The sequence below is a fragment of the Actinomadura vinacea genome, from assembly GCF_039532545.1.
Taxonomy (GTDB): domain Bacteria; phylum Actinomycetota; class Actinomycetes; order Streptosporangiales; family Streptosporangiaceae; genus Spirillospora; species Spirillospora vinacea.
In genome coordinates this window covers 248,853-273,865 of record NZ_BAAARW010000016.1, presented here as the reverse complement: position 1 = coordinate 273,865, position 25,013 = coordinate 248,853, and the positions used below count along the sequence as shown (strand labels likewise).

34 protein-coding genes are annotated in these 25,013 nt (G+C 70.6%); 17 read left to right on the top strand and 17 right to left on the bottom strand.

The features are described from left to right. Positions 1-23: 23 nt before the first annotated feature. On the top strand, positions 24-800 hold the full coding sequence (pstB, locus tag ABD340_RS22565; RefSeq protein ID WP_344591369.1) for a phosphate ABC transporter ATP-binding protein PstB: 777 nt from the start codon (positions 24-26) through the stop codon (positions 798-800). Positions 801-1,046: 246 nt separating this feature from the next. Here the strand turns inward: pstB and ABD340_RS22560 are convergent, their stop codons facing one another. From ABD340_RS22560 to ABD340_RS22515, 10 genes are all read right to left on the bottom strand, one after another. After that, positions 1,047-1,322 (bottom strand): hypothetical protein, encoded by a 276-nt coding sequence (locus ABD340_RS22560; RefSeq protein WP_344591368.1) that lies wholly within the window; start codon positions 1,320-1,322, stop codon positions 1,047-1,049. Positions 1,323-1,662: 340 nt separating this feature from the next. Continuing rightward, the gene (locus ABD340_RS22555; RefSeq protein WP_344591367.1) at positions 1,663-1,863 is read right to left on the bottom strand and encodes a hypothetical protein; all 201 of its coding nucleotides are present in this window, start codon (positions 1,861-1,863) and stop codon (positions 1,663-1,665) included. A 19-nt stretch (positions 1,864-1,882) separates the two neighbouring features. Then, entirely contained in the window at positions 1,883-2,707 is an 825-nt protein-coding gene (locus ABD340_RS22550) for a protein kinase (RefSeq protein ID WP_344591366.1), read from the bottom strand. After that, complete coding sequence (locus tag ABD340_RS22545) at positions 2,689-3,210, bottom strand: SPASM domain-containing protein (RefSeq protein ID WP_344591364.1); 522 nt, start codon at positions 3,208-3,210, stop codon at positions 2,689-2,691. Before ABD340_RS22545 ends, ABD340_RS22550 begins: the two co-directional genes overlap by 19 nt. Positions 3,211-3,228: 18 nt before the next feature. Next, positions 3,229-3,363, bottom strand: coding sequence for a hypothetical protein (locus ABD340_RS22540; protein WP_344591363.1), 135 nt, complete (start codon positions 3,361-3,363; stop codon positions 3,229-3,231). 268 nt (positions 3,364-3,631) lie between these two features. Further along, positions 3,632-3,910, bottom strand: coding sequence for a hypothetical protein (locus ABD340_RS22535; protein WP_344591362.1), 279 nt, complete (start codon positions 3,908-3,910; stop codon positions 3,632-3,634). Beyond that, positions 3,907-4,236 (bottom strand): hypothetical protein, encoded by a 330-nt coding sequence (locus ABD340_RS22530; protein WP_344591361.1) that lies wholly within the window; start codon positions 4,234-4,236, stop codon positions 3,907-3,909. Before ABD340_RS22530 ends, ABD340_RS22535 begins: the two co-directional genes overlap by 4 nt. A 51-nt stretch (positions 4,237-4,287) precedes the next feature. Next, on the bottom strand, positions 4,288-5,520 hold the full coding sequence (locus ABD340_RS22525) for a helix-turn-helix domain-containing protein (protein ID WP_344591360.1): 1,233 nt from the start codon (positions 5,518-5,520) through the stop codon (positions 4,288-4,290). Between the two features lie 257 nt (positions 5,521-5,777). Continuing rightward, positions 5,778-6,797, bottom strand: a complete 1,020-nt coding sequence (locus ABD340_RS22520; RefSeq protein WP_344591358.1) for an alpha/beta hydrolase — start codon at positions 6,795-6,797, stop codon at positions 5,778-5,780. Continuing rightward, on the bottom strand, positions 6,790-7,041 hold the full coding sequence (locus ABD340_RS22515) for a hypothetical protein (RefSeq protein ID WP_344591357.1): 252 nt from the start codon (positions 7,039-7,041) through the stop codon (positions 6,790-6,792). Before ABD340_RS22515 ends, ABD340_RS22520 begins: the two co-directional genes overlap by 8 nt. A 99-nt stretch (positions 7,042-7,140) precedes the next feature. Between ABD340_RS22515 and ABD340_RS22510 the strand changes: the two genes are divergently transcribed. After that, positions 7,141-7,740: a TetR/AcrR family transcriptional regulator gene (locus ABD340_RS22510; protein WP_344591356.1), complete on the top strand. Its 600-nt coding sequence runs from the start codon at positions 7,141-7,143 to the stop codon at positions 7,738-7,740. A gap of 35 nt (positions 7,741-7,775) precedes the next feature. Here the strand turns inward: ABD340_RS22510 and ABD340_RS22505 are convergent, their stop codons facing one another. The 4 genes from ABD340_RS22505 to ABD340_RS22490 all read right to left on the bottom strand — a co-directional run bounded on the left by ABD340_RS22505 (position 7,776) and on the right by ABD340_RS22490 (position 9,799). After that, positions 7,776-8,987 carry a methyltransferase domain-containing protein gene (locus ABD340_RS22505; protein WP_344591353.1) on the bottom strand — a complete coding sequence of 404 codons (1,212 nt, stop codon included), beginning with the start codon at positions 8,985-8,987 and terminating at the stop codon, positions 7,776-7,778. Then, positions 8,984-9,112, bottom strand: a complete 129-nt coding sequence (locus ABD340_RS22500; RefSeq protein ID WP_344591351.1) for a hypothetical protein — start codon at positions 9,110-9,112, stop codon at positions 8,984-8,986. The genes ABD340_RS22505 and ABD340_RS22500 overlap by 4 nt, the downstream gene beginning before the upstream one ends. A 127-nt stretch (positions 9,113-9,239) precedes the next feature. Further along, positions 9,240-9,563, bottom strand: coding sequence for a hypothetical protein (locus ABD340_RS22495; protein WP_344591350.1), 324 nt, complete (start codon positions 9,561-9,563; stop codon positions 9,240-9,242). Further along, positions 9,560-9,799, bottom strand: coding sequence for a hypothetical protein (locus tag ABD340_RS22490; RefSeq protein ID WP_344591349.1), 240 nt, complete (start codon positions 9,797-9,799; stop codon positions 9,560-9,562). The genes ABD340_RS22495 and ABD340_RS22490 overlap by 4 nt, the downstream gene beginning before the upstream one ends. A gap of 124 nt (positions 9,800-9,923) precedes the next feature. Between ABD340_RS22490 and ABD340_RS22485 the strand changes: the two genes are divergently transcribed. Beyond that, positions 9,924-10,760, top strand: a complete 837-nt coding sequence (locus ABD340_RS22485; protein WP_344591347.1) for a helix-turn-helix domain-containing protein — start codon at positions 9,924-9,926, stop codon at positions 10,758-10,760. Continuing rightward, positions 10,757-10,966: a DUF397 domain-containing protein gene (locus ABD340_RS22480; protein ID WP_344591345.1), complete on the top strand. Its 210-nt coding sequence runs from the start codon at positions 10,757-10,759 to the stop codon at positions 10,964-10,966. The genes ABD340_RS22485 and ABD340_RS22480 overlap by 4 nt, the downstream gene beginning before the upstream one ends. A gap of 116 nt (positions 10,967-11,082) precedes the next feature. On the opposite strand, the gene ABD340_RS22475 is transcribed toward ABD340_RS22480, so the two are convergent. Then, positions 11,083-11,799 (bottom strand): winged helix-turn-helix transcriptional regulator, encoded by a 717-nt coding sequence (locus ABD340_RS22475; protein ID WP_344591343.1) that lies wholly within the window; start codon positions 11,797-11,799, stop codon positions 11,083-11,085. A gap of 206 nt (positions 11,800-12,005) precedes the next feature. Here ABD340_RS22475 and ABD340_RS22470 point away from each other — a divergent pair, with 206 nt between their 5' ends. From ABD340_RS22470 to ABD340_RS22410, 13 genes are all read left to right on the top strand, one after another. Further along, positions 12,006-12,266: a MoaD/ThiS family protein gene (locus tag ABD340_RS22470; protein ID WP_344591342.1), complete on the top strand. Its 261-nt coding sequence runs from the start codon at positions 12,006-12,008 to the stop codon at positions 12,264-12,266. A gap of 76 nt (positions 12,267-12,342) precedes the next feature. Then, a complete protein-coding gene (locus tag ABD340_RS22465) occupies positions 12,343-13,035 on the top strand; it encodes an LmeA family phospholipid-binding protein (protein WP_344591340.1) in 693 nt (230 codons plus the stop codon). A 47-nt stretch (positions 13,036-13,082) separates the two neighbouring features. Then, complete coding sequence (locus tag ABD340_RS22460) at positions 13,083-13,619, top strand: RNA polymerase sigma factor (protein WP_344591338.1); 537 nt, start codon at positions 13,083-13,085, stop codon at positions 13,617-13,619. Next, positions 13,616-14,467 (top strand): zf-HC2 domain-containing protein, encoded by an 852-nt coding sequence (locus ABD340_RS22455; protein WP_344591337.1) that lies wholly within the window; start codon positions 13,616-13,618, stop codon positions 14,465-14,467. Before ABD340_RS22460 ends, ABD340_RS22455 begins: the two co-directional genes overlap by 4 nt. After that, positions 14,464-15,327, top strand: coding sequence for an ABC transporter ATP-binding protein (locus ABD340_RS22450; RefSeq protein ID WP_344591335.1), 864 nt, complete (start codon positions 14,464-14,466; stop codon positions 15,325-15,327). The genes ABD340_RS22455 and ABD340_RS22450 overlap by 4 nt, the downstream gene beginning before the upstream one ends. Before the next feature lie 91 nt (positions 15,328-15,418). After that, on the top strand, positions 15,419-16,927 hold the full coding sequence (locus ABD340_RS22445; protein WP_344591333.1) for a hypothetical protein: 1,509 nt from the start codon (positions 15,419-15,421) through the stop codon (positions 16,925-16,927). Next, positions 16,924-17,571, top strand: a complete 648-nt coding sequence (locus tag ABD340_RS22440; RefSeq protein ID WP_344591331.1) for a hypothetical protein — start codon at positions 16,924-16,926, stop codon at positions 17,569-17,571. Before ABD340_RS22445 ends, ABD340_RS22440 begins: the two co-directional genes overlap by 4 nt. Positions 17,572-17,649: 78 nt before the next feature. Beyond that, complete coding sequence (locus ABD340_RS22435; RefSeq protein ID WP_425547419.1) at positions 17,650-18,141, top strand: sigma-70 family RNA polymerase sigma factor; 492 nt, start codon at positions 17,650-17,652, stop codon at positions 18,139-18,141. Beyond that, positions 18,138-18,890 (top strand): anti-sigma factor family protein, encoded by a 753-nt coding sequence (locus tag ABD340_RS22430; RefSeq protein ID WP_344591327.1) that lies wholly within the window; start codon positions 18,138-18,140, stop codon positions 18,888-18,890. The genes ABD340_RS22435 and ABD340_RS22430 overlap by 4 nt, the downstream gene beginning before the upstream one ends. Positions 18,891-18,999: 109 nt before the next feature. Then, the gene (locus tag ABD340_RS22425) at positions 19,000-19,443 is read left to right on the top strand and encodes a TlpA family protein disulfide reductase (protein WP_344591325.1); all 444 of its coding nucleotides are present in this window, start codon (positions 19,000-19,002) and stop codon (positions 19,441-19,443) included. A gap of 281 nt (positions 19,444-19,724) precedes the next feature. After that, positions 19,725-20,162, top strand: coding sequence for a DUF4395 domain-containing protein (locus tag ABD340_RS22420; RefSeq protein ID WP_344591323.1), 438 nt, complete (start codon positions 19,725-19,727; stop codon positions 20,160-20,162). After that, on the top strand, positions 20,159-20,998 hold the full coding sequence (locus tag ABD340_RS22415; protein WP_344591322.1) for a sulfurtransferase: 840 nt from the start codon (positions 20,159-20,161) through the stop codon (positions 20,996-20,998). Before ABD340_RS22420 ends, ABD340_RS22415 begins: the two co-directional genes overlap by 4 nt. Before the next feature lie 97 nt (positions 20,999-21,095). Beyond that, the gene (locus ABD340_RS22410; RefSeq protein WP_344591321.1) at positions 21,096-21,404 is read left to right on the top strand and encodes a DUF1416 domain-containing protein; all 309 of its coding nucleotides are present in this window, start codon (positions 21,096-21,098) and stop codon (positions 21,402-21,404) included. Between the two features lie 474 nt (positions 21,405-21,878). Here the strand turns inward: ABD340_RS22410 and ABD340_RS22400 are convergent, their stop codons facing one another. Together ABD340_RS22400 and ABD340_RS22395 are read right to left on the bottom strand one after the other, a co-directional pair. Then, on the bottom strand, positions 21,879-23,435 hold the full coding sequence (locus ABD340_RS22400) for an ATP/GTP-binding protein (RefSeq protein ID WP_344591320.1): 1,557 nt from the start codon (positions 23,433-23,435) through the stop codon (positions 21,879-21,881). Next, entirely contained in the window at positions 23,432-24,916 is a 1,485-nt protein-coding gene (locus ABD340_RS22395) for an SCO6880 family protein (RefSeq protein WP_344591319.1), read from the bottom strand. The genes ABD340_RS22400 and ABD340_RS22395 overlap by 4 nt, the downstream gene beginning before the upstream one ends. Positions 24,917-25,013: the final 97 nt, after the last annotated feature.

Sequence of the window (25,013 nt, the reverse complement as noted above, 5' to 3'; positions counted from 1 at the left end):
CCTCGACAAGGAGCATTCACCCCATGGCCAAGCGGATCGAAGTCTCCGGGCTGCACGCCTACTACGGCGGCGTCCACGCCATCGAGGACATCTCGATGACGGTCGAGCCCCGCTCGGTGACCGCGTTCATCGGACCTTCGGGCTGCGGCAAGTCCACCTTCCTGCGCACCCTCAACCGCATGCACGAGGTCATCCCCGGCGCCCGCGTCCAGGGCAAGGTCATGCTGGACGACGAGGACCTCTACGCGCCCGCCGTCGACCCCGTCGCCGTCCGCCGCGTCGTCGGCATGGTCTTCCAGCGTCCCAACCCGTTCCCCACCATGTCGATCTACGACAACGTGGCGGCCGGGCTGAAGCTGAACGGCGTCCGCAAGAAGTCCCGGCTCGACGAGATCGTCGAGGAGTCGCTGCAGGGCGCCAACCTGTGGAACGAGGTGAAGGACCGCCTCTCCAAGCCCGGCGCCGGCCTGTCCGGCGGCCAGCAGCAGCGCCTCTGCATCGCCCGCGCCATCGCCGTCCAGCCCCAGGTCCTCCTGATGGACGAGCCCTGCTCGGCCCTCGACCCGATCTCCACCCTGGCGATCGAGGACCTCATCGCCAAGCTGAAGAGCCAGTACACGATCGTGATCGTGACCCACAACATGCAGCAGGCCGCCCGCGTCAGCGACCGCACCGCCTTCTTCAACATCGCCGGCACCGGCCAGCCCGGCAAACTCATCGAGATCGATGACACCAGCAACATCTTCACCAACCCGGAGCAGAAGGCCACCGAGGACTACATCACCGGCCGCTTCGGCTGAGCAGTATTTACCTGGGGGCCACCCCCAGACCCCAGGCGGGGCGAACGGCCCCCTCCGGTCGCTGGCGCTCCCTCCAGGGTCCGCCCACCCCGGCAGGGGGCCAGCCCCCCGCACCCCCCGGCAGGGCTCCGCCCCACACCCCGAATCGGTCCTCGCTCCGCTCGGGCCGCGCCCACTGGGCTCCCGCGAGGGCAGGGGGCTCCGCCCCCCAAAAAACTGCCTTGGCCGTTGTGAAAGCAGCGGGCTTCAAGGAACTCGGGCGTTGCGGTGCATGACCCACTGCTGGGCTGCGTTCAGAACGGCCTTGGCCCAGGGGTTGGTCAGGTTCCAGAATGCGTGCAGCCAGGCCGTGGCGACGGTACGGGCGTAGTAGTCGAGGTCGAGGGGATCGGCGTGCTGCCAGGCGGGAAGGTCGGCGACGACCGCTTCGGCCTGGCGCGGCGGGTGGCCTGAAGCGATCAGGCAGATGACGAAGTCGGCGGGATTGACGAACCGTGCGCCGCCAGTTGGCGCGGGCGCCATCGACCCAGTCGAAGGCCAGCAGGCGCCATCCACCGGCCTCGACCGCGTGTAGCAGTTCGGGGGCGATCGCGGTGACGTGCGGTGCGACGGCCTGCTCGCGGGCCAGTTGCAAGCCGGCGCGGGTGCCGTCATCGGGGGCGGCCTTGACGAACAGGCGGTTCCCCGCCCGGGTGGTGAACGCGGTGACCAGCGGTGTACGCCGGCCCTCCACGATCGTCTCCACCTTGGCCGGGGGACCGACTTGGTCGGCAACGGCCTCGCGCAAGGCGAGCGGCAGGCCCTCCCAGTCGACGCGTGCGGTGCGATTGAAGTCGGCCATGTGCGAGAGCCTGCCAGGTGATCAGGCCGTGGCGGGAGCGGACGCGCTCGCGGTCATGGCCGCTTGGTTCTCCCGCCGCTGCGGGTTGGGCTGGGTGGGTTTGACCATGCACGGGTCGGGTGGGCAGCAGCCGTAGCCGGGGCCGTCCCAGAACGCCTCGTCCACCAGGTAGCCGGTGGCGTACAGCGCGGGCAGCGTCGCGTCAATCTCCTCGGCCGTCATGCGCTGCCCGGGCGCCGTGCTAACCGGCCACAATGCCCCGGTGGCCCGCCCATTCCTGGGCTGCCACCAGCATCGCCTTCAGCCACGTCGTGTCAGGATTCCGTTCCACACGTTCCCGCCACATCCGCTGCGTGGCTGCGGCGAACGCATCGACCGCGGCTGGGTCGGCGGCCTTCCACGCTCGGCACTCGCTCACCCACGTCTCGGCGGCCTCAGCATCGTGCCCACTGGCGATCAGCTGCATCACCAGGAGTGCCGGGTCGATAAACGCTGCTCCCCGGGTGGGCCATGACCAATCGACCGCCCAGGTGTCACGATCCCCGATCAGCAGGTTGCTCTCGTGGATGTCGGTGTAGAGCAGCGCGTCGCCGCGGAACAGGTCGGCATCGCCGTCCTCGGCATATCGGTCCCAGCGGGTCTCCAGCCAATCGTGAGCGATGTCCGGCAATGCCAGCTGCCCGATGCTGTTGAGGATTTCGACGATTGCGGGCAGATCCGATGAGCCGGGGGTGAAGTCTGAGGGGCGGCCGTTGATGACTTCGAAGCCCAGCGCCACCCAGGCCTCATCCTCCGCACGCCACCGCAGAGCTGGTGAGATGGGCTGAACGAACCGGTTGACCAGGCCTTCCCGAATCAGAGAGTCGCGGCGTCCGCCCGGCCGATTGGGAACGGCCTTGACGAAGAACGGCCCCTGGGAGCACTCGACCATCCCCGTGAACGCGGAACCATTCCCGCGCGCGGTGGGGCGGATATCGGCAAGGTCGCCGGTGTGGGGACGGATCAGCGCCTCGAATCCTGGTCCGGGAAGGCTGGTCATCGCTTCCTTCAGGTCCTCGGGTTGCACTCACTCCCGGGGTGGCCGGGGGAGCACTCTCCATCGGGATCGCACGCCTGCGAGCGGGCGACGGTTCGGATCGAGGCGTTGGCCTCGGCCATGGCGGTGCCGGCGAGGATATCGGCCAGCGCTTGCTCGTGGACGTTCCCCACGCTCATCCAACTGGACATGATGCACGGGGACACCGAGCCGGACGGGCCGATGGCCGCCTTGCCGTTGCCGCACCGGCCGCACAGGCCGGCCTTGTCCGGGGCCTGGCCGTCGGCACCGCGGCCGAAGGGGCGGACATGGTCGACGTCGATCCTGTCGACCCCGATGACTTCCAGTTCGCGGCGCGTCTCCTGCACGCGCTGGGCGTTGCCCGTGTCGATGATCCCGATGCGGATCGGGATGCCGCGGCTGACCGCTCGCTGGATGTTGGCGTGGGTGCGAGCGTGCGGGGTGAAGGGTCGGCTCGCCGCCGATGAGCTGGATGCGCTCGATGCGGCAGGCGGCGGCCTGGTCCAGGACACGCTTCCAGTCCTGAGCGGTCATGGTGCCGTGGTCACCGTCGGGGCCCGAGGAGTGTAGCAGTGCGAGCAGGACAGCTGGCACTTGCGAGTCAGGTCGAGCCAGAGCATCCGGGTTCTGGTCTGCTCGATCGTCCGGTCGGCTGTGATGGTCATGCTCTTTCTCCGTTCGTGAACGGTGAATGGGGGTGGAGCTGTTGGGAGCCTCCTTCCGGTGTGGTGGCCCGTCCAGGGCACAGTCGGGTGTCGGCCGGGTCGTACGGGCGTGGCGGGTCGCGGCGCTGAGGGGGCAGTGCACCCCGCGACCCGCCACGCGATCGACGCACGGCCGCCCGATGAGTCCACGGGGAGGGAAGAACGGCCATACGACGTTGGTCACCCGCGGCCCGCAGGTGCGCGCCACAACCTGCGGGCCGCGGGCCGTCTACACGGGCGCTCGCCCCCGCACGAGCGCGCCCAACTCCCGCTCGACGTAGGCGACGGCGCGCGGAATGTCGTCGCACCAGGCCATGAGCTCGAGCGTGGACGAGCGGAACCACGGCCCCGACCGATGGGACATCACACGCACGGTCTCGCCGAAGCCCGGCATGGACGGGTGGAAGACCCGCAGCCGCACGGGACCGTCGTCATGCAAGGGAACGACACACCAACCCTCGCCGACGAGCGCCAGGCCGAGGGCCTCTAGGAGTTCGGCGTCGCTCATGTGCCGCTCCCGACGCCGGTCTCGTCGGGGTCGGGCTGGGTGCAGCGGCCGAGACAGGCGCCGGCGCCGATCTGGGCCACACAGGCACACGGCTCCGCGGGCGACGGCTCGGGGGAGTCGATCTCCCGCAGCTTCGCGCGCAGCTGCTCAGGAGCGTCCGCGATGATCTCCGTGACGTCGTTGCCTCGCCACCCCGGCTCCACGTCCGGGCGCCGCAGTGCCCACCAGCGGCCCGTGTCGCGCGCGTGGATGATCGACCAGTTGGGGAACTCACGGGCGAGCGCGCGCCTGGCCTCCACGGCGCCGGCCGATGTTGTCTGCGTCACACGCCAAGACTCGCCCCACCTGCAACAGCGAAGGGACAGGATTCCTGTCCCCTACACCAACAGACCGATCCTGTCCGCCAGCTCCCGCGCCGGGCGACGGAGCGCGCCCTTGCCTTGCGCGATCTCCCGGGTCATGCGGTGGGCATAGCTGTTGTAGCGGATCGTCTCCGGCGCGGCCTTGTAGGCGTCGTCCAACGTCCCGAGCGTCGCGGCCTCGTCACCGGCCAACTGCCACGCGCGAGCAACCTCGATCAGGTGACGGCCCCTGCGGGGTTGCGACGGGATCGCCGCGGTTGCTGCCCGCTTCGCCTGTTTGCGTGCCTCGCCGCCCTGTCGCAGTTCGACCGCAACTGTGACGGCGTGAGCGCCCATGATGACCCGGGAGAACGACGTCATCGGCTCGTAGTAGGCGGTCGGCAACTGCTGGGCGATCTTGTCGGCCTTGTCCCACCATCGCCACGCAGTGCCCTTCTCCCCCGCCCGCGCGGCTGTGTACGCCAGCTCGTGGTGCAGCGCCCCCCACAGCGCCCGCAGCCTTGTCCCGGCCTGCTCGACGTGCGGGGCCACGAGGTCGATTCCTTCGAGGTTCACGGCCTCGGCCGCGGCGAAGTCGTTCACGTCCCGATGCGCCTGCGTGGCAAGCCAAACCGCGCCGGCGAACGCGCGGGGGTCCTCCGACTCTTCGGCCGCCATGATGGACCGCTCGACCACGCGCCACAGCAGGTCCGCTGACGGCTGATAGGCGACGAAGAACTGGGCAAGGTTATAGATCTGCGCGAGTAGGGACAGGGCTCGGCGTCGCTCGGCACCCTCGTAGGCGCGGGCGGCGTGTTTGGCGTCCCGGATCAGCTCGGGCAGCAGCGAGCCCAGGACGGTGCGATGGTCGGGGGAGGCGTGCCGCGCGCGCCACGCCGCGTCGAGGCGGGCCTGGAGATGATCCAGGGGGGAGGGAGGCCCGGTCATCGACCCGGTGACCGAGTTGATCGCGTCGCGGACGCCGGCGAGCGCAGGGTGACCAGGGCTGCGGAACATCTCCGTGGGCAACGACCGGCTGCCGGTGAGGCGCGCGACGTCGGACAACTTGAGGGCCGCGGCAATGCTCAGCAGCATCGGGAGTTTCGGCTCGCCGATCTCTCCGCGCTCAACCGCCTTGACCCACCGGGTGCTCTTGCCGACGAGGCCGCCGAGGACCTCGCGGGACATTCCGCGCTTCTCCCGGTAATACTGGACGCGCTGCCCGACAGACAGGTCCGGGTCGGCGGGATCAGGTGTACGGTCGTTCATAGGCCCTGCACCTTCCTGAGGACGTCGCATTCCCAGGGTAAGGCGTAGGGCCGAAATACGTCATGGGCCTGGGCGCGGTCGGTGACCGTACGTGGCTCCCAGGGGCAAGACCCGAGTGACCAGGTGGCCTTCTAGCGGTTCTTGAGGGCTTGTCTTCTGCCTTGGGGCTGGGGCGGGAGCCCCAGTGAGTGCAGCCCGAGCGGAGCGAGGACCGAATTACCTGGGAGGCCTCGGTGAAGAGCCGGTTCTGCGGGCCCCTAGAGACTTTCGCTGAGGACCGCGGCGAGGTCGCGAGGGTTCTCGGGGCCGAGGTGAGGCGCGGGCACTGAGCGGGTGGTGAACCGGTTGCGCGGGGTGGCCGCGTCCGCTTCGGCGATCATGCGGTCCTGGAGGGGCAGGGGGATGGCCCGGTCGCGGGTGTAGCGGACGTAGGTGCGCGGGACGCGGCCCCAGGTCGCGGGGTTCCCGCGGGCGTCGTCGGTGGAGACGGCGGCCGCTTCGTCGGGTTCGAAGGTGTTGAGCGCCGCGAGGAAGGCCGCGTCGCTGTAGCCGGCGGCCAGGGCGGCCTTGGCGGCGGCGATGAACTTGCCGTCGGCCGAGCGCCAGTTGGTGCGGCCGACGCCCAGGTGCTCGGGGGTGGGCACGGCGGGGATCAGCGGCAGCAGCGTGGTGGCGGCCTGCGGGGTGAGGTAGCAGTCCAGGACGCTGCGGAGCCGGACGCAGCAGAACGCCGACAGGTACACCAGCCGTTCGATCAGGTCGGGTACGTGGTCGGCCACGCGGGTGATGGTGGCGCCGCCCATGCTGTGGCCGACCAGGACGACCGGCCCGTTGCGGGCGACGCGGCGCACGGTGCCGACCACGTGCCGGACGTTGTCGTCCAGCGAGGTCTTGCCCAGTATCGGTGAGGGGGCGGCGGCGAAGGCGGCCAGGTCTTGGGGTGCCTGGTAGGAGCGCGGGAAGTTGCCGGCCGGGCCGTGGCCGGGCAGATCCACCGCCAGCGCGCGATGGCCCGCCTCGGCCAGTGCGGCCACCAGCGGAGCGAAGGAGTAGGCGTTGCCGTTGGCGCCGTGAACGATCACGAAGGTCGGTTGCCTGCCGCGGTCGGCGGGACGAGCCGTGGCCGGGCCGCTGGCGGCGGTGGCGACGAGTGCGCTCGCGCCACCGGTCCCGGCCAGCGCGACGGCCGCCCGCAGCAGCCGCCGGCGCTCGGGTCGGCGCGGCGCCTTGGTGTGCGCAGTGCCGTTGTGGGCGGTGTCGTGTCCCGGCTCAACCATGGGCCCGCTCCCGCCCGCCTGCGTGGTGCCAGGCCAGCGCCCAGATGAGCAGCACGGTCCCGGTGGTGCCGAGCAGCAGGTCGGTCCACTGCGGCAGACCGGCGGCGCGCAGCAGGGCGGCCACGCCGAAGCTGGTGTCCCACAGCGACTGGGTGATGGCCGACCCGAAGCCCTGGACCAGAAGCAGTGTGCCCAGGATCCAGCGGGCGCTCTGCCCGCCCGAGCCCGTTCGTCGTTGCGCCATGCGGATGTCTCCGTCCTCCGATGCGCACCGACCGTTCCGATGCGCTTGCATCGGAACGTAGCATCGTTTCGATGCAAGCGCATCACTTAGACTCGGGCTGTGCCCAGACAGGTGGATCACGACAGCCGGCGCCGCCAGATCGCGCAGGCGGTCTTCGACCTCATCAGCGAGCGCGGCATGGAAGGCGCCACCCTGCGCGACGCCGCGCAACGGGCCGGGGTGTCCATGGGGGCCGTGCAGCGCTGCTTCTCCACCAAGGAGCAGATGGTCGCCTTCGTGATGGAGTACATGAACCAGCGCATCACCGAACGCGTCCAGGCGCAGATCCCCGACACCGCCGACCCCGCGGCGGCAATGACGACGCTGGAGCACACCCTCGCCGCGACCCTGGCACTCGACCCTCCGAGCCAAGCCGAAACCAGGGTCTGGCTGGCCTTCACCGCCCAGGCCGCCATCGATCCGGCCCTGGCCACCGTCCAACGCAACCAATACACCGGCCTGGCCGACCTCATCGCCCTGCTCATCGGCGCCGCACAAACCCACGGCCACGCCCGCCCAGACCTCGACCCCGTCCAGGAAGCCGAAGCACTGATCACCCTCACCGACGGGCTGAACATCCAATTACTACTAGGACGACACACCCCCGAATCCGCCCGCACCGCACTGCACCACCGGCTCGAGGCCCTCCGCACCCGATGACCTCCGCGAGGGGGTTGCCCTCCAAGCGGGAATGTTTACCGAGTTTGCGGACCGATGACGTTGTCGGCCGAATCGAGCCAAATGTGTTGACCCTGCGGCGTGACGGTCACGCCGTAGCGGTCGCGTCCAGGCTCACCTGCGTCTCGCCACCACTGGTAGGCACCGGTCACCTCGTCCCACAACCGGCGGGCGCCGTACTGGTCCACGGCGTAGGTGTCGTGTCCGGGCACGTATTCGACCACGGCCCACGAACCGGCGCCGCGTCCCCGGTCGGTTTCGATCAGCCAGTACGTCGCCTCGCCCGAGCCGTCGTCGGCCTCCCGGAGACGGGCCTGGCAGCCAGGCACCTTTGCGCCGATGCCCAGTTCCGCCCCGTACCCGGCTTGACCGATCGTGCGGGGGTCGATCGTGGTCCGCGTCCTGTCCGCGTCGTCTTCATGGTGGAGGTACGACCCCAGAGGGCGCGGGTCGTACCGCTGGCGACGAAGCATCATGAAGCTTGCGGCGTGCGGGAACCGGCCGGTCGCGGTCCCGTCGCCGGAGACTTCCAGCCGGGTGAGGTGCCCGTCTCCGTCGCTGAACTCGTTGATGCACGGGACGACGATGATGCCGCCCGGGCGGGTCTGTTCCACCCATGCGTAAGGAATGCGGGTGACCGAGCACGTGATGTGCACCCGGTCATACGGGGCCGCGTCCGGTAGTCCGGTCTCGCCGTCTCCGACGACCAGATGCGGGACGTACCCGGCTGCCTTGAGGTTCTCAGCGGCCTGAGCGGCGAGAGTCCGGTCGATCTCAATGGTGGCGACGTTGTCCGGCCCGAGCCGGGACGACAGAAGACCAGCGGTCCAACCGGTCCCGGTCCCGACTTCCAGAACCCGGTTACCGTCCTGCACCGACAGGGATTCCAGGAACTCGACCACCAGACTCGGAGCGGAGTTGGAAGAGGTGGGCCTCTTCCCACCGGAGGCAAGATCGCTCGCCCCGTCGTCGTACTGGGTGATCAGAACCGTGTCGCTGTAGACGGCATCCCACCAGGCGGCCGGACTGGCCTTGCGGTTCACCAGGTACGGCGGTTCTGAGCCACCAGGGGAAGCCCAGGCGACATCTGGCACGAACAGATGCCGGGGAACATCGCTGAGCGCTTCCCGCCAACGGGCCCCGGTGAGTGCGCCGTCAAGGGACAAGCGCCGGGTCAGACGCTCGATATAGGCGGCGATTTCACCGGGCGTAGGGTCGCGGTCGCTCATTTGCTCGACTTACCGTCGTCCTTGTTGTCCTTGGTGGAGTCGCCTGAGCCGCGCCGTCCGCCTTGAGGGGAACTGCCATCGGTCGGGGTCTTGCCGTCACTGTCCTCGCTACCGTGCTTGGCCATGTCCGAATCCTTTCCTGAGAGGGACTGTCAAGGCGTGACCTCCGGGCGATCCCTTGTCTCCCGACGGCCACATGTTCATGAATGCGCTGTCCGATCGCCCCGGTTTCGTCCAGGGCGCTGAGGACGCTCACCGGCTCACCTCGCCCAACTCGTGCGCGATCACATCGGCTGTGCCCGTGACGTCCCCGACCTGCGCGATCATTCGACCGTCTGTCAGCCACACGAACCACCACCCGCCCCTGCGGAAGTCGCACCCGACGTCGACCTTCCGGTGCGGTGACCCGTCACGGACGACGTACAGCCGCACCACGCCACGCCGCTCGACGAGCCGGCCCCCAATGCCGGGGTGCGCGTTGACCCCTGCCCAAAGCTTGGCCAGGTGCTCGCGCCGGTCGTTGTGCGGCTGGGGCTTGTCGACAGTTGCCGCATGCCGTCCCCTGCCGAAGCTCATCGGAACCCATCCCGCTTGCCCTTGGCCCGTTCGGCTTCCTTGAGCAGCGCGGCGCGCAGTTCCTCGGCCGTGGGCCACATGACGGTCGGGTCGACTCCCGCGCGCGGGTCGTGCAGCGAGGCGACCCACTCGCCGAGCAGACCGTCAGAACGGATCGCCCGAAATATCCGGTGACCGGTGAATTCCTCGCGAAGACGCGCGAGGGCTTGATCATCTGGATGTGTACGCGTGTCCATGACAGAGAACCTTCATGTTCGGCCTGCGTGGAGAAATGTTGTGACCAGACTCACGCGTTTGGCTACGCTCAGCTATAGCCCCAGCACACCCCAGATGGCACCCCACATCGGCAGGGACACCCCCATGGCCCAGGACGACGGCGGTTACACGCGAGATCCTTTGCTCCGGAGCTTCGGCGCGGTGCTTCGCGCCCATCGCGAAGCGGCGGGGTTGTCGCGGCCCCAGCTTGCCGAGGCGCTCGGGTGTCGGCCCGGATGGATCGAGAAGCTGGAAACCGCCCAGAAACCACCGTCCGAGGCCACGGCTGACGACCTCGATGTCTTTTTCAACACCGGCCCGGGACGTACCTTCTGGACCATGTGGCGAGAGATCAAGCGCGAGGGCAAGAATCTCGCCGCACCGCCCGGATTCGACAAGTACACGGAGTTGGAAGCCGAGGCAGGGGCTATTCGCAAGTTCGACCCTCAGGTGGTGTCCGGACTCCTTCAAACACCCGCCTACGCGCGGGCGACCCTGATAACAGGGCAACCACTGGATGAGGTGGAGGGACACGTTGCGACTCGCATGGAGCGACAAGAGCACCTCGCTTGCAACAAGAATCCGCGCAAGTGGTTCGTCCTTGACGAGGCCGCGCTACGACGGCCCGTAGGCGGCGCGGCCGTCATGAGGGATCAGCTCGAGCGGTTGATCGTGGTGGCCACCTCGGACCCCCGGACGGAGATCCGCGTGCTGCCGTTCAGCTCGGTGACTTATGCCGGGCTCGACGGCTCCTTTACCGTGCTGACCCTCGTCGGAGGCGTAGACGTCGCCTATCACGAGGGTCCCGAGATCAGCCAGGTGATTGAGGACGGAGCCACGGTGGCGGAGTTCAGAGTACGCTTTGACCTGGTGATGGGAGAGGCGCTGCGTAACGATGAGTCTCTCGCATTGATCAGGAAGATCCTGGAGGACTACACGTGAGCAACCCGGATCTGTCGGCCGTTCGGTGGCGCAAGAGCAGTCACAGCACTGGGCAGGGTGGCGATTGCGTTGAGGTCGCGAACATCGCACCTGCGATCGCTGTCCGGGATTCTAAGGACCCGGACGGCCCCAAGTTGATTCTCGATGCTGCCGATTGGCGTGTGCTCGCGCGCCGGATCAGGGCGAGCGAACGCGACTCGGCCTGACTGCACGCACTCGACGAGCCCTCGACCTGGTGGCCCAGGTCGGGGGCTTTATTTCGTGAGGCGACGTTCCGCAGGCAAGAGCGGTGGATTTCGCGGTGCAGGGGGCGTCGTTCCCACTAGGACGGGACGGCGGTGGGTTCTTCTTGGCCGCCTGGGCGGTGGTCTGGGACGAAGCGGTAGCCGACGTTGCGGACCGTGCCGATGAGGGACTCGTATTCGGCGCCCAGCTTGGCGCGGAGGCGCCGGACGTGGACGTCCACGGTGCGGGTGCCGCCGAAGTAGTCGTAGCCCCAGACCTCCTGGAGGAGCTGGGCGCGGGTGAAGACCCGGCCGGGGTGCTGGGCCAGGTATTTGAGGAGTTCGAACTCCTTGAAGGTGAGGTCGAGGACGCGGCCGCGCAGGCGGGCGGTGTAGGTGGCCTCGTCGATGGTGAGTTCGCCGCTGCGGATCTCTCCGGGGACGTCGTCGGCTTCGGCGACGGCGGCGGCGCGGCCGACGGCGAGGCGGAGCCTGGCTTCGACCTCGGCGGGGCCCGCGGTCTGGAGCAGTACGTCGTCCAGGCCCCATTCGGGGCTGAGGGCGGCCAGGCCGCCTTCGGTGACGATGCCCAGGAGGGGGCAGTCCAGGCCGGTGGTGCGCAGCAGACGGCACAGGCTCTTGGACTGGACCAGCTCGCGGCGGGCGTCGACGAGGACGACGTCGGCCGGTGGCGCGTCGATCAGCGCGGACGCCTCGGCCGGTGCCACCCGTACCGAGTGCAGCAGGAGGCCCAGCGCGGGCAGGACCTCGTCGGAAGGTTCCAAAGCGTTGGTCAGCAGGAGCAAGCTGCTCAAGTGCCGCCTCCTCGCCTGAAAAAAGACGTAGGACCCAGGCGGTCCATCGTCGAGCCCGGCCAGGCCGACGGCTCGCGACGTGGTGCTGGGTCTTCGGATGAACTCCCTGGCCCCATCGCCCGGATCCCTCTTCGGAGAGCATATCCGAGGTGCGGTTCGGGGCAATGGGGGCATCCTGGCGGCCACGAAGATGAGACTCTGGGGTTATGGCCAAGGGAACGATCAGATACTGGGCGGCCGCGAAGGCCGCCGCGGGGGTCGATGAGGAGCCGTACGACGCGGCGACCCTGGCCGACGCGCTGGCCCGGGCGGCCCTCCTGGACGGGCGGGGCGCGGATTTCGGCCAGGTCGTCGCGCGCAGTTCGTTCCTTGTCGACGGCGCCCCCGTCGGGACGCGGCCACACGAGGCCATCGACTTGCCGGAGGGTGGCGTGGTCGAGGTGCTGCCGCCGTTCGCGGGTGGCTGAGATCACACGATTTATCCAATTCTTTGAAGTGAGCGTCTAGGGTGTGGCCGTCCGCGCCGTCACCTCGAGGAGAGCCATGCGGAAGGTACTGGTCGTTTTGCTGGTCCTGGTGATCGGCGGTGTCGTGGCCGCGGACCGGCTCGGCGTCCGGTTCGCCCAGGACGAGATCGGCCGCCAGGTGGCGACGCAGTACAACCTGCGGCAGCAGCCCGAGGTGAAGATCCACGGTTTCCCGTTCCTGACCCAGGCGGTCGGCGGTGAGTACGACCAGATCGACGTGACGATCGCCGACTGGACCCAGGCCGGGGTGACCCTCCGGGACGTGAAGGTCGAGATGCGGGGGATCGGCGCCCCGCTGGGCGATGTCATGTCGGGCAACGTCAACAACGTCACCGTCCGGACCGCGACGGCCTCCGTGGTGGTTCCGTACGAGGTGCTCCAGCAGCGCGCCCCCAAGGAGGTGCGCAAGATCGGGCCCAAGGGCGACGACCTGCAGGTGGACCTGTCCGGGCAGGTCCTGGGCTTTCCGGTGTCGGGCAACGCGGTGGTGTCGGTGAAGGCGACCGGCAAGGGCATCGCGATCACTCCGGTGTCGGCGAACTCCGGGCAGATCCCGCTCAGCGCCCTGCGGAGCCGGCTCACCTGGACGGTGCCCCTCACCAACCTGCCCGTCGGCTCGAAGATCAACGAGATCCGGCCCACCCCCGAGGGGCTGCGCGTGTCCGCGACCGCGAACGATCTGCGCATGAGCAACCTGCGCGGCACCTGACCGCCGCCCCCGTGAACCGGAACGGGCTCGCGTTCCGATGAGGGGGTGTGAGCGAGGTAGACGACGGCGCGCTGGTGCGGGCCGCCGCCGATGGTGATCGGCGGGCTTTCGAGGAGCTGTACCGCCGGTACGCGCCCTGGCTGGTGGCCCGGCTGCGCGGGCGGTGCGCCGACCCCGCGATCGTCGACGACGTCGTCCAGGAGACCTTCCTGGCGGTGTGGCGCGGCACCGCCCGCTACCGGCACGACGGCGATGTCGCCGGGTGGCTGTGGCGGATCGGCTCGCGGCGGCTGATCGACGCGTTGCGCGGTGACGGGGCGCGCGGGCGGCTGCGGCAGGCCCTGGCGCGGTTGCGGCATCGGGACGAGCGGTCGGCCGAGGAGCACGTGCTGGCGCGCGTCGAGCACGGTGATCTGGCCGGTTCGCTGGCCCGGCTGTCGCCCGAGTTGCGCGCGGTCATCCAGGCGACCGTGATCGACGGGCTGACCACCAAGGAGGCCGCCGCGCTGCTCGGCGTGCCCGCCGGCACCGTCAAGACGCGGGCGATGCGGGCCCGCAAGATACTGCGGCAGGAGTTGGCATGACGTGGCATCTGCCCGAGGAGGATCTGCGGGCGTACGCGGCGGGCGGGCTGGAGCCGCCCCGGCTGTGGTCCGCGGATCGGCACCTGATGGCGTGCGGCGAGTGCCGTGCCGGGCTCGGGGCGGCGTTCGAACCGGCGGACCTGGAGGCGGGCTGGGACCGGATCCAGGACGAGATGGACGCGCCGCGCCCCGGCCCGGTGGAGTCGCTGCTGCTCCGGGTCGGGGTTCCGGACCACACTGCGCGGCTGCTGGCCGCCACGCCCGTGCTGCGCGGGTCGTGGGTGCTGGCGGTGGTCATCGTCCTGGCGCTGTCGGCGCTGGTGGGACGGACGGCGACGCCGCTGCTGCTGCTGGCGACGGCGCCGTTGCTGCCGCTGGCGGGCGTGACGCTGTCGTTCGGGCCCGGGCTGGATCCGACGTACGAGATGGCGGTTGTGGCGCCGCTGCACACATTCCGGCTGCTGATGCTGCGGGCGGTGGCGGTGCTGGCGACCACGTTGCCGGTCGCGCTGGCGGTGAGCCTGGCGGTGCCGTCGTTCGCGGTGGTCACGGCGGGCTGGCTGCTGCCGGCGCTGGCGCTGACCGCGTTGGGGCTGGCGCTGATGCCGTGGCTGGGGCCGGTCGCGGCGCCCGCGCTGGTCGGCGGCGGCTGGATGGCGGCGCTGGTGCTCAACAAGCTGCTCGTCGAGGACGTGCTGTTCCCGTTCACCCCTGCGGGCCGGGCCGCCGGGACGCTGGCGGCGCTGGCGGCCGGCGTGCTGCTGGTGGTCGTGCGCGACCGCTTCGACCGCGTCCGTCGCCTCGATCTCAACCCTTCCTTCCGATTCGCGGCCAGGAGGCTGTCATGAGTACCCCTGAGCCGGTCGTCTCGGCGACCGGCCTGACCCTGTCCTATCGCGGTACGCGCGCGGTCGACGACGTGTCGCTCGACCTCGACCGGGGCGTGGTGGGGCTGCTGGGTCCCAACGGCGCGGGCAAGACCACCCTGCTGCGGATCCTGGCGACCGCGACGCCCCCGGACCGGGGTTCGCTGCGGGTGCTGGGACATGACCCGGGCACCGTGCGGGGCCGTACCGAGGCGCGCCGGGTGCTGGGCTACCTGCCGCAGAACCCCGGTTTGCACCCTGGATTCACGGCGTTCGAGTTCGTCGACTACGTGGCGATCCTCAAGGAGATGACCGATCGCCGGGCCCGGCACGCGGAGGTGCGGCGCGTCCTGGACGGCGTCGGGCTGGCCGAGGTGCGCGGCAAGCGGATCCGGGCGCTGTCGGGCGGCATGCGGCAGCGGGTGGCGCTGGCGGCGGCGCTGGTCGGCGATCCGGGGTTCCTGGTGCTGGACGAGCCGACCGTGGGCCTGGACCCCGAGCAGCGGATGCGGTTCCGGGAGCTGATCGCCGAGGCGGGCGCGGGCCGGACCGTGCTGCTGTCCACGCACCAGACCGAGGACGTGGCGATGCTGTGCCGCCGGGTGATCGTCATGGACCGGGGGCGGGTGCGGTTCGACGGCACGCCGCAGAAGCTGGCGGCGCTGGCGGGCGGCCGGGTATGGGCGAGCGCGGAGCGATCGTCCGGCGCGCTGGCCGGGTGGCTGACCGGTGCGGGCGAGTTCCGCAACGTCGGCGACCCGCCCACGGGAGCCCGCCTGGTCGAACCGACGCTGGAGGACGGCTACCTGCTGGCCCTCGACGAGAAGGGCGTAGCGGCATGACCGAGCGAAGCGAGGGCTTGAGCGCTGTTCTTGCCGGGGGGTGTGGGGGGTCGTCCCTCCACGGTGGATCGTCCCCCCACGAGGAGGAGGCATGACGGTTTTGGAGAGGCCGGTGGAGGCGGCGCCGGAGACCGGGGCGCCGGTGCGGGCGATGATGGCGCTGGCGCGGATCGAGGCGCGGCGGTTGCTCCTGCACCCGCTGGTGGTTCTCGCCGTGGTCGGGTACATGGTGCTGCTGCTGTGGCCGGGTGGGGGCTCCGAGTCGTATCCCGTCCTGCACGAGGTGGACCGCGAGTCGCAGCTCGGGCCGTTGCTGATCGGGCTGGCGGGCCTGCTGGCGGTGAACGCGGCGGTGCTGCGCTCGCGCCGGCACGGGACCGAGACGCACTTCGGGGTGCTGCTCCTGCCGCCGTGGTGGCGGACGGCCGCGCACGCGCTGTCGGTGGTGTCGCTGGTGCTGGTCGCCTCGGTGATCGTGGCCGGGGGGTTCGCGCTGGAGGCGGCCCGGGCCGGGGCCGTCGGGCAGGCTTCGTTCGCGGAGCTGGCGACCGGGCCGCTGATCGTGCTGTTCCTCGGTGCGGTGGGGGTGCTGCTGGCGCGGCTGGTCCCGTCGGTGCTCGTGGGGCCGCTGGCGGTGGTCGTGGTCCTGGCGCTCACGTTCGTGTTCGTCGGGCGCGGAGGGCCGTGGCGGTGGCTGGCGCCCCTGGTGGCCGACGAGGGGGTGCGGCCGCTGCCGTCCGATCTGCTGGGCAGGGCCGCGGGCTGGCATGCGCTGTACCTCGTCGCGGCCGCGGCCCTGGCGGCCCTGGCCGCCGTCTGGGCGGCGGGCGCGCGTAGGGCGGCCCTTCACGTCGCGGCGGCCGGTGCGCTGGCCGGCACCGTCGCGGCCGGGGTGATGCAGGGCGCGGGGCCGTCCGACGAGCTGGTCGCCGCGCGGGAGCGCGCCACCCGGGAGCCCGCCGCCGTGCAGGACTGCACGCGGCACGGCCTCACGACGTACTGCGCGTTCGGCGACTTCAAGCCCTGGATCGGCGAGTGGCGGAAGGTCGCGGACGGCGTGCGCGCGCTGGCCGGGCCGGCCGCCGCGACGCGGCCGCTCACCGTGCGGCAGCGGGTGAACGCGCTCAAGGGCCCCTCCGGCATGGACGAGCCGCCCCCGGCGCCCGGCGGCGAGGTGACCGTCGGCACCGCCTGGGACGGCGAGCGGCGGCTGGAACTCTCCGCGAGCGTCGCCCGGGGGTTCGTGGTGGGCTCCGAAAGCCACGACGGCGTCTTCTGCGACGCGCGCGGCATCCTCACCTTCTGGCTGGCGATCAAGGGCATCCCGGACGGCGAGGCGCGGTACCGGGAGGTCCAGTCCCAGATGGGCGGGGGCGGTGGCACGATCTGGGCGCCGGTGAATCTGCTGTCGGTGCGGGACCGCGAGTACGCCGTCGTCAAGGCCCTGCTCGCCCGGCCGGACGCCGAGGTTGCGGGACGGGTCAAGGCGTCCTGGGCCGAGCTCGTCCGGAAGGGCACCACCACCGACCGGGCGGCCGCCCTGCTCGGGGTGACCGCCCCGGCGGAGACGGCCGCCGACCGCGAATGGAACTGCGGATGACGCGAGGAACGGCCTGGGCGCTGCTGCGCCCAGTGACAAGAACGCTGCCGTGGACGGCGCTGGCGGGCGGAGGCGCCCTCGGCCTGCTGCTGTTGTCGGTGCCGATCGCCCTTTCGCTCGACCCCGACGTGGATTTCGCGCTCTACCTGCTGCGGATGGCGGCCCTCGCCGGGGCGCTGGGGGCGGCGTTCGTCCTGGACGACCCCGCCCGGTCCACCACCGAGGTGCTGCCCGTCCGGCGGCTGCCGCGGCAGGGCCTGCGGCTCGCGCTCGTCCTGCCGCCGGTCGCGGCGTGGTGGGCGGCGGCGTGCGCACTGGCCCGCGCGGGGGCGGGGCCGGACGGCGCGGAGATCCCCTTCGGCGCCGCGACGGTGGAGGCGGCGGCATTGTTCGCCGTGGCCCTCGGAGTGGCGGCGGGGACGGTGCGGTTCACCGGGGCCACCTCGCCGGGCCTCGCGGCGGGCGGCGCGGTGCTCGCGTTGGCCGTCGCGGCCGCCGTGCTCCCCGCCGACCTGGCGCTGGTGGTCCCGACCGAGCACGACCGGTGGGAGGAGGCGCACCGCGTGTGGGCGGGGGTGCTGGCCCTGGCCCTCGTCACCTGGACGATCTTCGCCCGGGAGCCCGCCGGCAGGCGTCCGGTCTGAAGAAGATCTGGAAAACCGTGTGAACCGGACGGGGCGCGCGTACGTGTGAACGGTGTGGGTCCGACCGCGGATGAAGGGTTGCTGCGCGCTCTCTACAACGAGCACGGCGGTCCTCTCCTCGGCTACGTCCTGCGCCTGACCGGCGGCGATCGTCCTCAGGCCGAGGATGTCGTCCAGGAGACGCTGCTGCGTGCCTGGCGGCATCCCGAGGCGCTCGACGGGCGCCCCGTCCGGCCCTGGCTGTTCACGGTGGCGCGCAACCTGGTGGTGGACGCGCACCGGGCCCGCCGCGCCCGGCCGCCCGAGACCGGCATCGACGAGCATCTGGTGATGACCGAGGCCGGGCCGGACGACATCGACCGGGCCCTGGAGTCCTGGACCGTCGCCGAGGCGCTGGCCGACCTCAGCCCGCAGCACCGGGCCGTGCTGGTCGAGACCTACTACCAGGGACGATCGGTGGCGGAGGCGGCCAAAACGCTCGGCGTTCCACCCGGCACCGTGAAGTCCCGCACCTATTACGCCCTTCGGGCGCTCAAGCTCGCATTGGAAGAGCGGGGGTTGGCCCCGTGAACGACTGCGCGGAGGTGCGCGCCTCGCTGGGCGTTTACGTCGTCGGCGCGATCGACCCCGCCGATCGCGCCAGGCTGGAGGCCCACCTGGACGGCTGCCCGGCGTGCCGGGACGAGCTGGCCGGGCTCGCGGGCCTGCCCGCCCTGCTGGGACGGGTGAACCAGGCGCAGCTCACGCAGGTGGCGGGGCCGCCTCCGGAACTGCTCGACTCCCTGCTCGCGCGGGCGGTGGAACGGCGGCGCGGCGTCCGCGGGCTGCTCGGACGGCTCGCGGGCGGCGGCAGGTCCGGCACCGGACGGCTGTGGTGGACGCCGGCCGCCCTCGCCGCGTGCGCGCTCCTGCTGGCCGGGGCGCTCGCCGGCGGCCTGGTGACCGAGCTGGCCCGGGACGGCCGGCCGGTCGCGCGTCCCACCGCCACTCCGGCCTCACCACCGGTCCCCGCCGAGCCCGGAGGCGAACGGCTCAACGCCGCCAACGCGTCCAACCAGGTGAAGGCCGTGCTGGTCCTCTACAAGAAAAAGTGGGGCACGAAGGTCGAGCTGCAACTGGCGGGCGCGCCGTTCGGAGGGCATTGCCGCTGGTACGCGGTGGCGCGGAACGGGCAGAAGGACATGCTCGGGAGCTGGTACGTGGCGTACCGGAAGGGCTACGGCGTCTACGAGAGCTCCACCATGTTCCAGCGCGAGCAGCTCTACTCCTTCGAAGTCGTCACCCTCGACGGCCAGCCGATCCTCAGCATCCCCGCCTAGGGCTGTTCGCGCGACGCTCTGGCACGCACGTGGACGCCGCTCGCGGCAGACAAGATCTACAAGGCGCGTGCTGGGAAGAGTCGGCGGCCGGGCATGGTTGCATCGAGGCGTGGAAGGCACACTCGTCGCGGTCGTGGTCATCGCGGTCGCCACCGTGTTCGGTCTCGTCCGGCGGCGACTCGACGGCAGGCTGCGCGTACACCGGAAGGGGAGTGCCGGCGTGACCGGTGCGGCGGACGACGGCGGCGGGCTCGAGGCGGCCGATCTGGGGGCCGACCTCGGCGAACGCGCCACCCTGGTGCAGTTCTCCACCGCGTTCTGCGCCCCCTGCCGGGCGACGCGCAAGATCCTCGGCGAGATCGCCGGGATGATCGACGGCGTGGCGCACGTGGAGATCGACGCCGAGTCCCGGCTCGATCTGGTCCGCAGGCTGGACGTGCTGCGGACTCCGACCGTCCTGATCTTGGACGCGCGGGGGCGGATCGTCCGCCGGGCCGCCGGACAGCCCCGCAAGGCCGACGTCATCGCGGCTCTGGGCATGGTCATCCAATGATCCGGACCCCGCTGACCTGCGCGAAAGGTAATGTCACTGTCTCGAAAGGCGAGACAGATGTGACAGCGCCACGGAAGTCGGCTTACCATCGGACCGTGCGTTACCGGACAGAGCAGCTGCTCACGAAGCGACGCGCGGTCGATTTCTGCCGCGTGTCCGCCGCGCTCTGTCGCCCGGCCTGAAGGCGCCGAGCCGCCTGACCCGTTCTGACGGGTAGCCGTTCCCGAGCATTCCGACGATTCAGCTCGTACGCACAGACTCCCTCCGCCAGGAGCACCCCGATGCAGGTTGATCCGCGTGGGCAGCGTTGGGCCGCGGCCATCACGACGGTGGTCCTCATCGCGGTCCTGGTGACGGGAAGCTGGGTACTGCTCGCCGTACAGGCCGCGGTTTTCGCGATCGCGACCGTCTGCGGCGTCCGGTACGCACCGTACGGGCTGATCTACCAGGCCCTCATCCGCCCCCGCCTCGGTCCGTCCGGGGAACTGGAGGACGCGGCCCCGCCGCGGGTCGCCCAGGGGGTCGGCTTCGGATTCGCCCTGGTCGGCACGGTCGGTTACGCCTTGGAACTGACCTGGCTCGGCATCGGTGCCACCGCCTTCGCGCTGGGGGCGGCGTTCCTGAACGCGGTGTTCGGGTTCTGCCTCGGCTGCGAGATGTACCTGCTGATCCGCCGCATCACCAAGAAGATCCGCTCCGACAGGGAGGTTCCCGCATGAGCCGCTCCGACGTCCTGGTGGACGCCGAATGGGTCGAGTCCCACCTCGACGATCCCGGCCTCGTTCTCGTCGAGGTCGACGAGGACGTCTCGGCCTACGACAAGGGCCACATCCGTGGCGCCGTGAAGATCGACTGGAAGACCGAGCTGCAGGACCCGGTCCGCCGCGACTTCGTCGACCGGACCGGCTTCGAGCAGCTGCTGTCGGCCAAGGGCATCGCCAACGACGACCTGGTGATCCTGTACGGCGGCAACAACAACTGGTTCGCCGCCTACGCGTACTGGTACTTCAAGCTGTACGGCCACAACAAGGTCCAGCTGCTCGACGGCGGCCGCAAGAAGTGGGAGCTGGACTCCCGCGAGCTGGTCACCGACGTGCCCGAGCGTCCCGGCACCGAGTACAAGGCCAAGGACCAGGACCTGGCCATCCGCGCCTTCCGCGACGAGGTCGTCGACGCCATCGGCAAGGACAACCTCATCGACGTGCGCTCGCCCGACGAGTTCAGCGGCAAGCTGCTGGCCCCGGCGCACCTGCCGCAGGAGCAGGCGCAGCGGGCCGGTCACGTCCCGACCGCGCGCAGCATCCCGTGGTCGAAGGCGGCCAACGACGACGGCACGTTCAAGTCCGACGAGGAACTGCGCGAGCTCTACACCGAGGCGGGCGTCGACCTGAACAAGCCGACCATCGCCTACTGCCGGATCGGTGAGCGCTCCTCGCACACCTGGTTCGCGCTGCGCGAGCTGCTCGGCCTCCCGGACGTGAAGAACTACGACGGTTCCTGGACCGAGTACGGCTCGCTGGTGGGCGTGCCGATCGAGCTCGGCGAACCCAAGTAACACGGCTCGGCCAGGCCGAGCGAGCCATCCGAACGACCAGACGACATCCGCCCGGCCGGCGGACGAGCTTTACCGTGAAAACGGAGATGGAGGAATCATGACCCAGGGCTGCGCAGCGCCCGCGCAGACGGCGCACCTTCCGGCGACCGTCGACCTGGCCAACGAGGCCGTCATCCAGGGCACCGTCACCCGTGACGGCACCCCGGTGTCCAGCGCCTATGCCCGCCTGCTCGACTCGACCGGCGAGTTCACCGCCGAGGTCGTCACCGGTGACGAGGGAGTGTTCCGGTTCTTCGCCGCCGACGGCGACTGGACCGTGCGCGTCCTGGCCGCCGGCGGCGTGAGCGTCGACAGCACCGTCAGCGCCAAGACCGGCGAGGTCGCCGCCCTCGAGGTCGCGATCTGATCCATCCGGACTCCACCGGTGCCGCCCGGCACCGGACCGAGCCCAGACCCCGGCCCCGCCGTCCGCCCCGCGCGGACAGCGGGGCCGGCTCTTTCCCGGGAGCCGACGCCTTTTCCGGGCGGCCCTCCTTGTCCGCCCTCCGAGAGAAGGCGGGTGGAGGCGATCGGCGGGCCGCCGGTGGCGGCACTTCAGTGGGTCGTCCCTTAGGGATCGACGTTCTGTTGCGCGCCGCCCAGGCACGCACCTCGCCGCGTTGTCGTCGGCCGACAGCCGAACCCGGGCGGGTGCGGCGCGGTTGGTGGGGCGGCCGGCTGGAGCGATCGTGCATGCCCGCGGCGCCCAGCTGCCGGTAACGGTCCGCTCAGCGGGCAGCGGTGGGACACGAGGGCCTCCTGCAGATGTCGCAATTTCACACCGAACCCGGCAGGCCCTCACCTGTTCAAGCACCCAGTCCGCGTGCCCGGAACAGCACACCTAGGCCGTTCTTGTGGTCGAGTTGGTCCAGCGCTTGTTGGTGTCGTTGACGTTCGCTTCGGTGGAGGTGAGTTCCACCTTGAACGGGATGCCGGGGCGGCCGCCGACCTTGACGAGGAACTTGCCGCGGCCGGGGGGCTCGCTGTCCTGGTTGAGGCTGGGATCCCAGGAGGGCGGCGACGACCAGTCCACGATCATCTTCTGCTCGGTGGACGACAGCCGGACCACTTCGTTCACCATGGGCATCTCCGACTGCGGCAGCCCGCCGCAGATCACCATGCCGGCGCGTTCGGCGAAGCCCTTGGCCTTGAGCTGGTCGGCGTGGTCGGCCAAGGCCAGGAGGTCGGCCATGGTGTGCGTGACCATCGCCTGCCCCAGGCCGCGTTGCCGGTTGAGGCGGGTGAGGGCGTCGACCCGGTCCACCAGGCCGCGTCCGGACCGCAGCACCCGCCACAGCTCGTCGAGGACGACGAAGAAGTGCCGCTGGGGCGCCAGGCCCTCGTCGGCCAGGGCGTGGGCGGCCTCCACCGCGCCGAACCCGTCCGACCAGCACGCCAGCAGGACGGCGGCCTGGAGTTCGGCGTCGGCGTCGTCGATCCCGCTGATGTCGATGCAGACCCCGCCCGGGTTGTCCAACTGGATCGCGGTGGTGGTGGGGTGCGCGAACGTGTCTCCCATGGGGCCGTCCAGCAGACCGAGCAGCGAGGCGTGCAACGGGTCGACGGCCTTGCGGTAGCGCTTCTCGTCGCCGCGGGACAGGGTGACCGAGCGGAGCCGGTACGGTCCCTCGTCGATCACGCGGATGAGGTCGGGGAGCACGGGCACGCCAGGGTGGCGTTCGTCCAGCACTCGCAGGGCGGCGTTGAGAATGGTGCGCTCGGTGTCGGCGACGGGGGCCGAGCGCAGGATGGTGATCAGCGCGGCGACCATGTTCAGCCGGCGGCCGTGCGCGTCGGCGACCAGCTTGGCGCGGGCCTGCTCCGGAAGCCTGGCCGCCACGGAGGCCGTCGCGCCGGGGTCGAGCACGTTCAGCGAACCCAGCCCGCGGCCCAGTTTGATGATCTGCCCGCCCATCGCCTGGATCAGGTCGACGTAGTCGGGCTTGAGGTCGCCGAGCACCATCGGGAACACGCCGTACCCGGCCATCCCCACCACCATCCGGCGGATCAGGGTTGACTTGCCCAGGCCGGGTTTGCCCAGCACCAGGACGGACGGGTTGTGGATCAGGTTGGCGCGCTGGAACCAGGAGATCGGATCGCAGCACAGTGTGGCACCGGAGGTCAGTTCCCGGCCGAGCGGCACACCCACCATCGGCGTCCCCGACCCCGCCCCGAACGGCCACAGCCCGCACAGCTGGACGGTGGTTCCGCGCACTTCCGGAGGCGTCTCCACGTAGGAGACCCGGCCGCCGCCGCGCCCGCCGAAACCCCGGTATCCGGGCATGCGCGCGGCTTTGTCGGGCTCCTTCGTTTTCTTCTGCTTGCCCTTGGCGCCGACGTCCAGGGCGGATGCTTCAGCGTCCGCGGCGTCGAAGAACGGTTCCAGCGGCCTGTTCACAGGGCCTCCCTTACCACTGAAGGCACCTGAAGATGATCGGGAAGGACGAGGCCCAGCGGCAGGGCCGCCGTGAACGCGGATGCCTGGGAGCCGTACATGCGGCGCAACCGCACGCGCGCGGGGGGCGCGAGCGTGTCGACGGCGGCCGCGGCGAGCTCGAGTTCCTGGGCCGAGCGGACGGTGGCGGTGACGAGCATGGTGAACCGGGTCAGCCCCGCGCCCTTGGCCTCCTCGATGGCCGACTGATCGCTGTTGACGACGGCGATCTCGTCCCGGGCGGCGGAGTTGGCGCCGGTGAGGCGGAAACGCGCGTCTTTGCGGTCCCGTTCCACGATGGTGGTGGCGGCGGCCGGATCGTAGGGACGGTAGAGGAAGGTGACGCGTTTACGGGCGATGTCGCGGTGCGGCGATACCAGCCCGGTCATCACGTTGGAGAGGACCTCGCCGCGAGGCGCCTCCGCCATGCCCCAGGTGATGGAATGGCCGCTGTCGTGCACATAGTGATCCCAGAATTCCTGCGCCGCGACCGGCCCGGCATTCTCCCAACGCGGTTCCTGGCCCTCCGCGGCCTCCAGGGCCGACTGCGCGTCCGGATCGTAGGCCATCCGCACGGCCGTGGCGAGCTGGCCGGCGGTCATCGGGCGAGCGGCTCCGGCACCGGTCATGCCCAGTTCGGAGGCCAGCCCGGCGACGCGGGTACCGATCTCCCGAACGATCTCGTCCTGGCTGCGGCGCTTGACCCCGGGGCGCGCCGCGGCCGAATAGGTGAGGGCGATCCGGGTGGAGACCCGGGCGCTCCCCTCCGGGTAGTTCCGGAGGATCTCTTGCAGGGCCGCCCGGGCCATGTCCGGGGCGTTCGGATCGGTGTTGGCGGTGACCTCCTCCCGCAGGCGGTACCCGAGGTCCGGGGCCGTCTCGATGGTCACGCTCGCGGCGGCCAGACCCGGTTCGAAGGCCAGCGCGCCCAGCCAGTGCCCCCAGTGGTCCACCCAGGTGTCGATCTGCTCCTGATCGACCAGCGAGGCGCCGTCGGCGCTGCATTCGAGCACCACGGTGTAGTGCTCGGTGGACGGGACCACGACCAAGGCGAACGGGCGCCCGTAGGAGTCCTGCGCCTCGACCAGCCGGGACGCGGCGAGCAGCCCCGGAAGCCGGTGGGAGCCGAAAGCGGTGATGCCCAGCGGTCCCGAACGGTAAAGGTGCCAGCCCTGGGAGCGGCCTGACCACCAGGCCATCCGGGCCGTCATCGCCTGGAGCCCGTTCCGGCCGTACCGGTCCTGGATCGTCAGCGGCAACATGACCAGCCCCATCACCGCTGCGCTGATCAGGCCGGCCAGGAGCGACACCATCGCGATCAACGTGACGACGACCATCCCGGCCATCAGGATCACGGTGCCGATCAGGCCGAGCCGCCAGATCCCCGGTGAGACCGGCTTGCGCCAGTTTCCGTAAGTATTGGGTTCACGATAGTTGGTTGCCATCAAGCACGCCCTATTCCTTTGGCATTCCGGTTCGTGCCGGCCTGCTCGCCCTTCCTGCTAACGCTGTGCTCCCAACGGGCCATCACAGTCGCAAGGG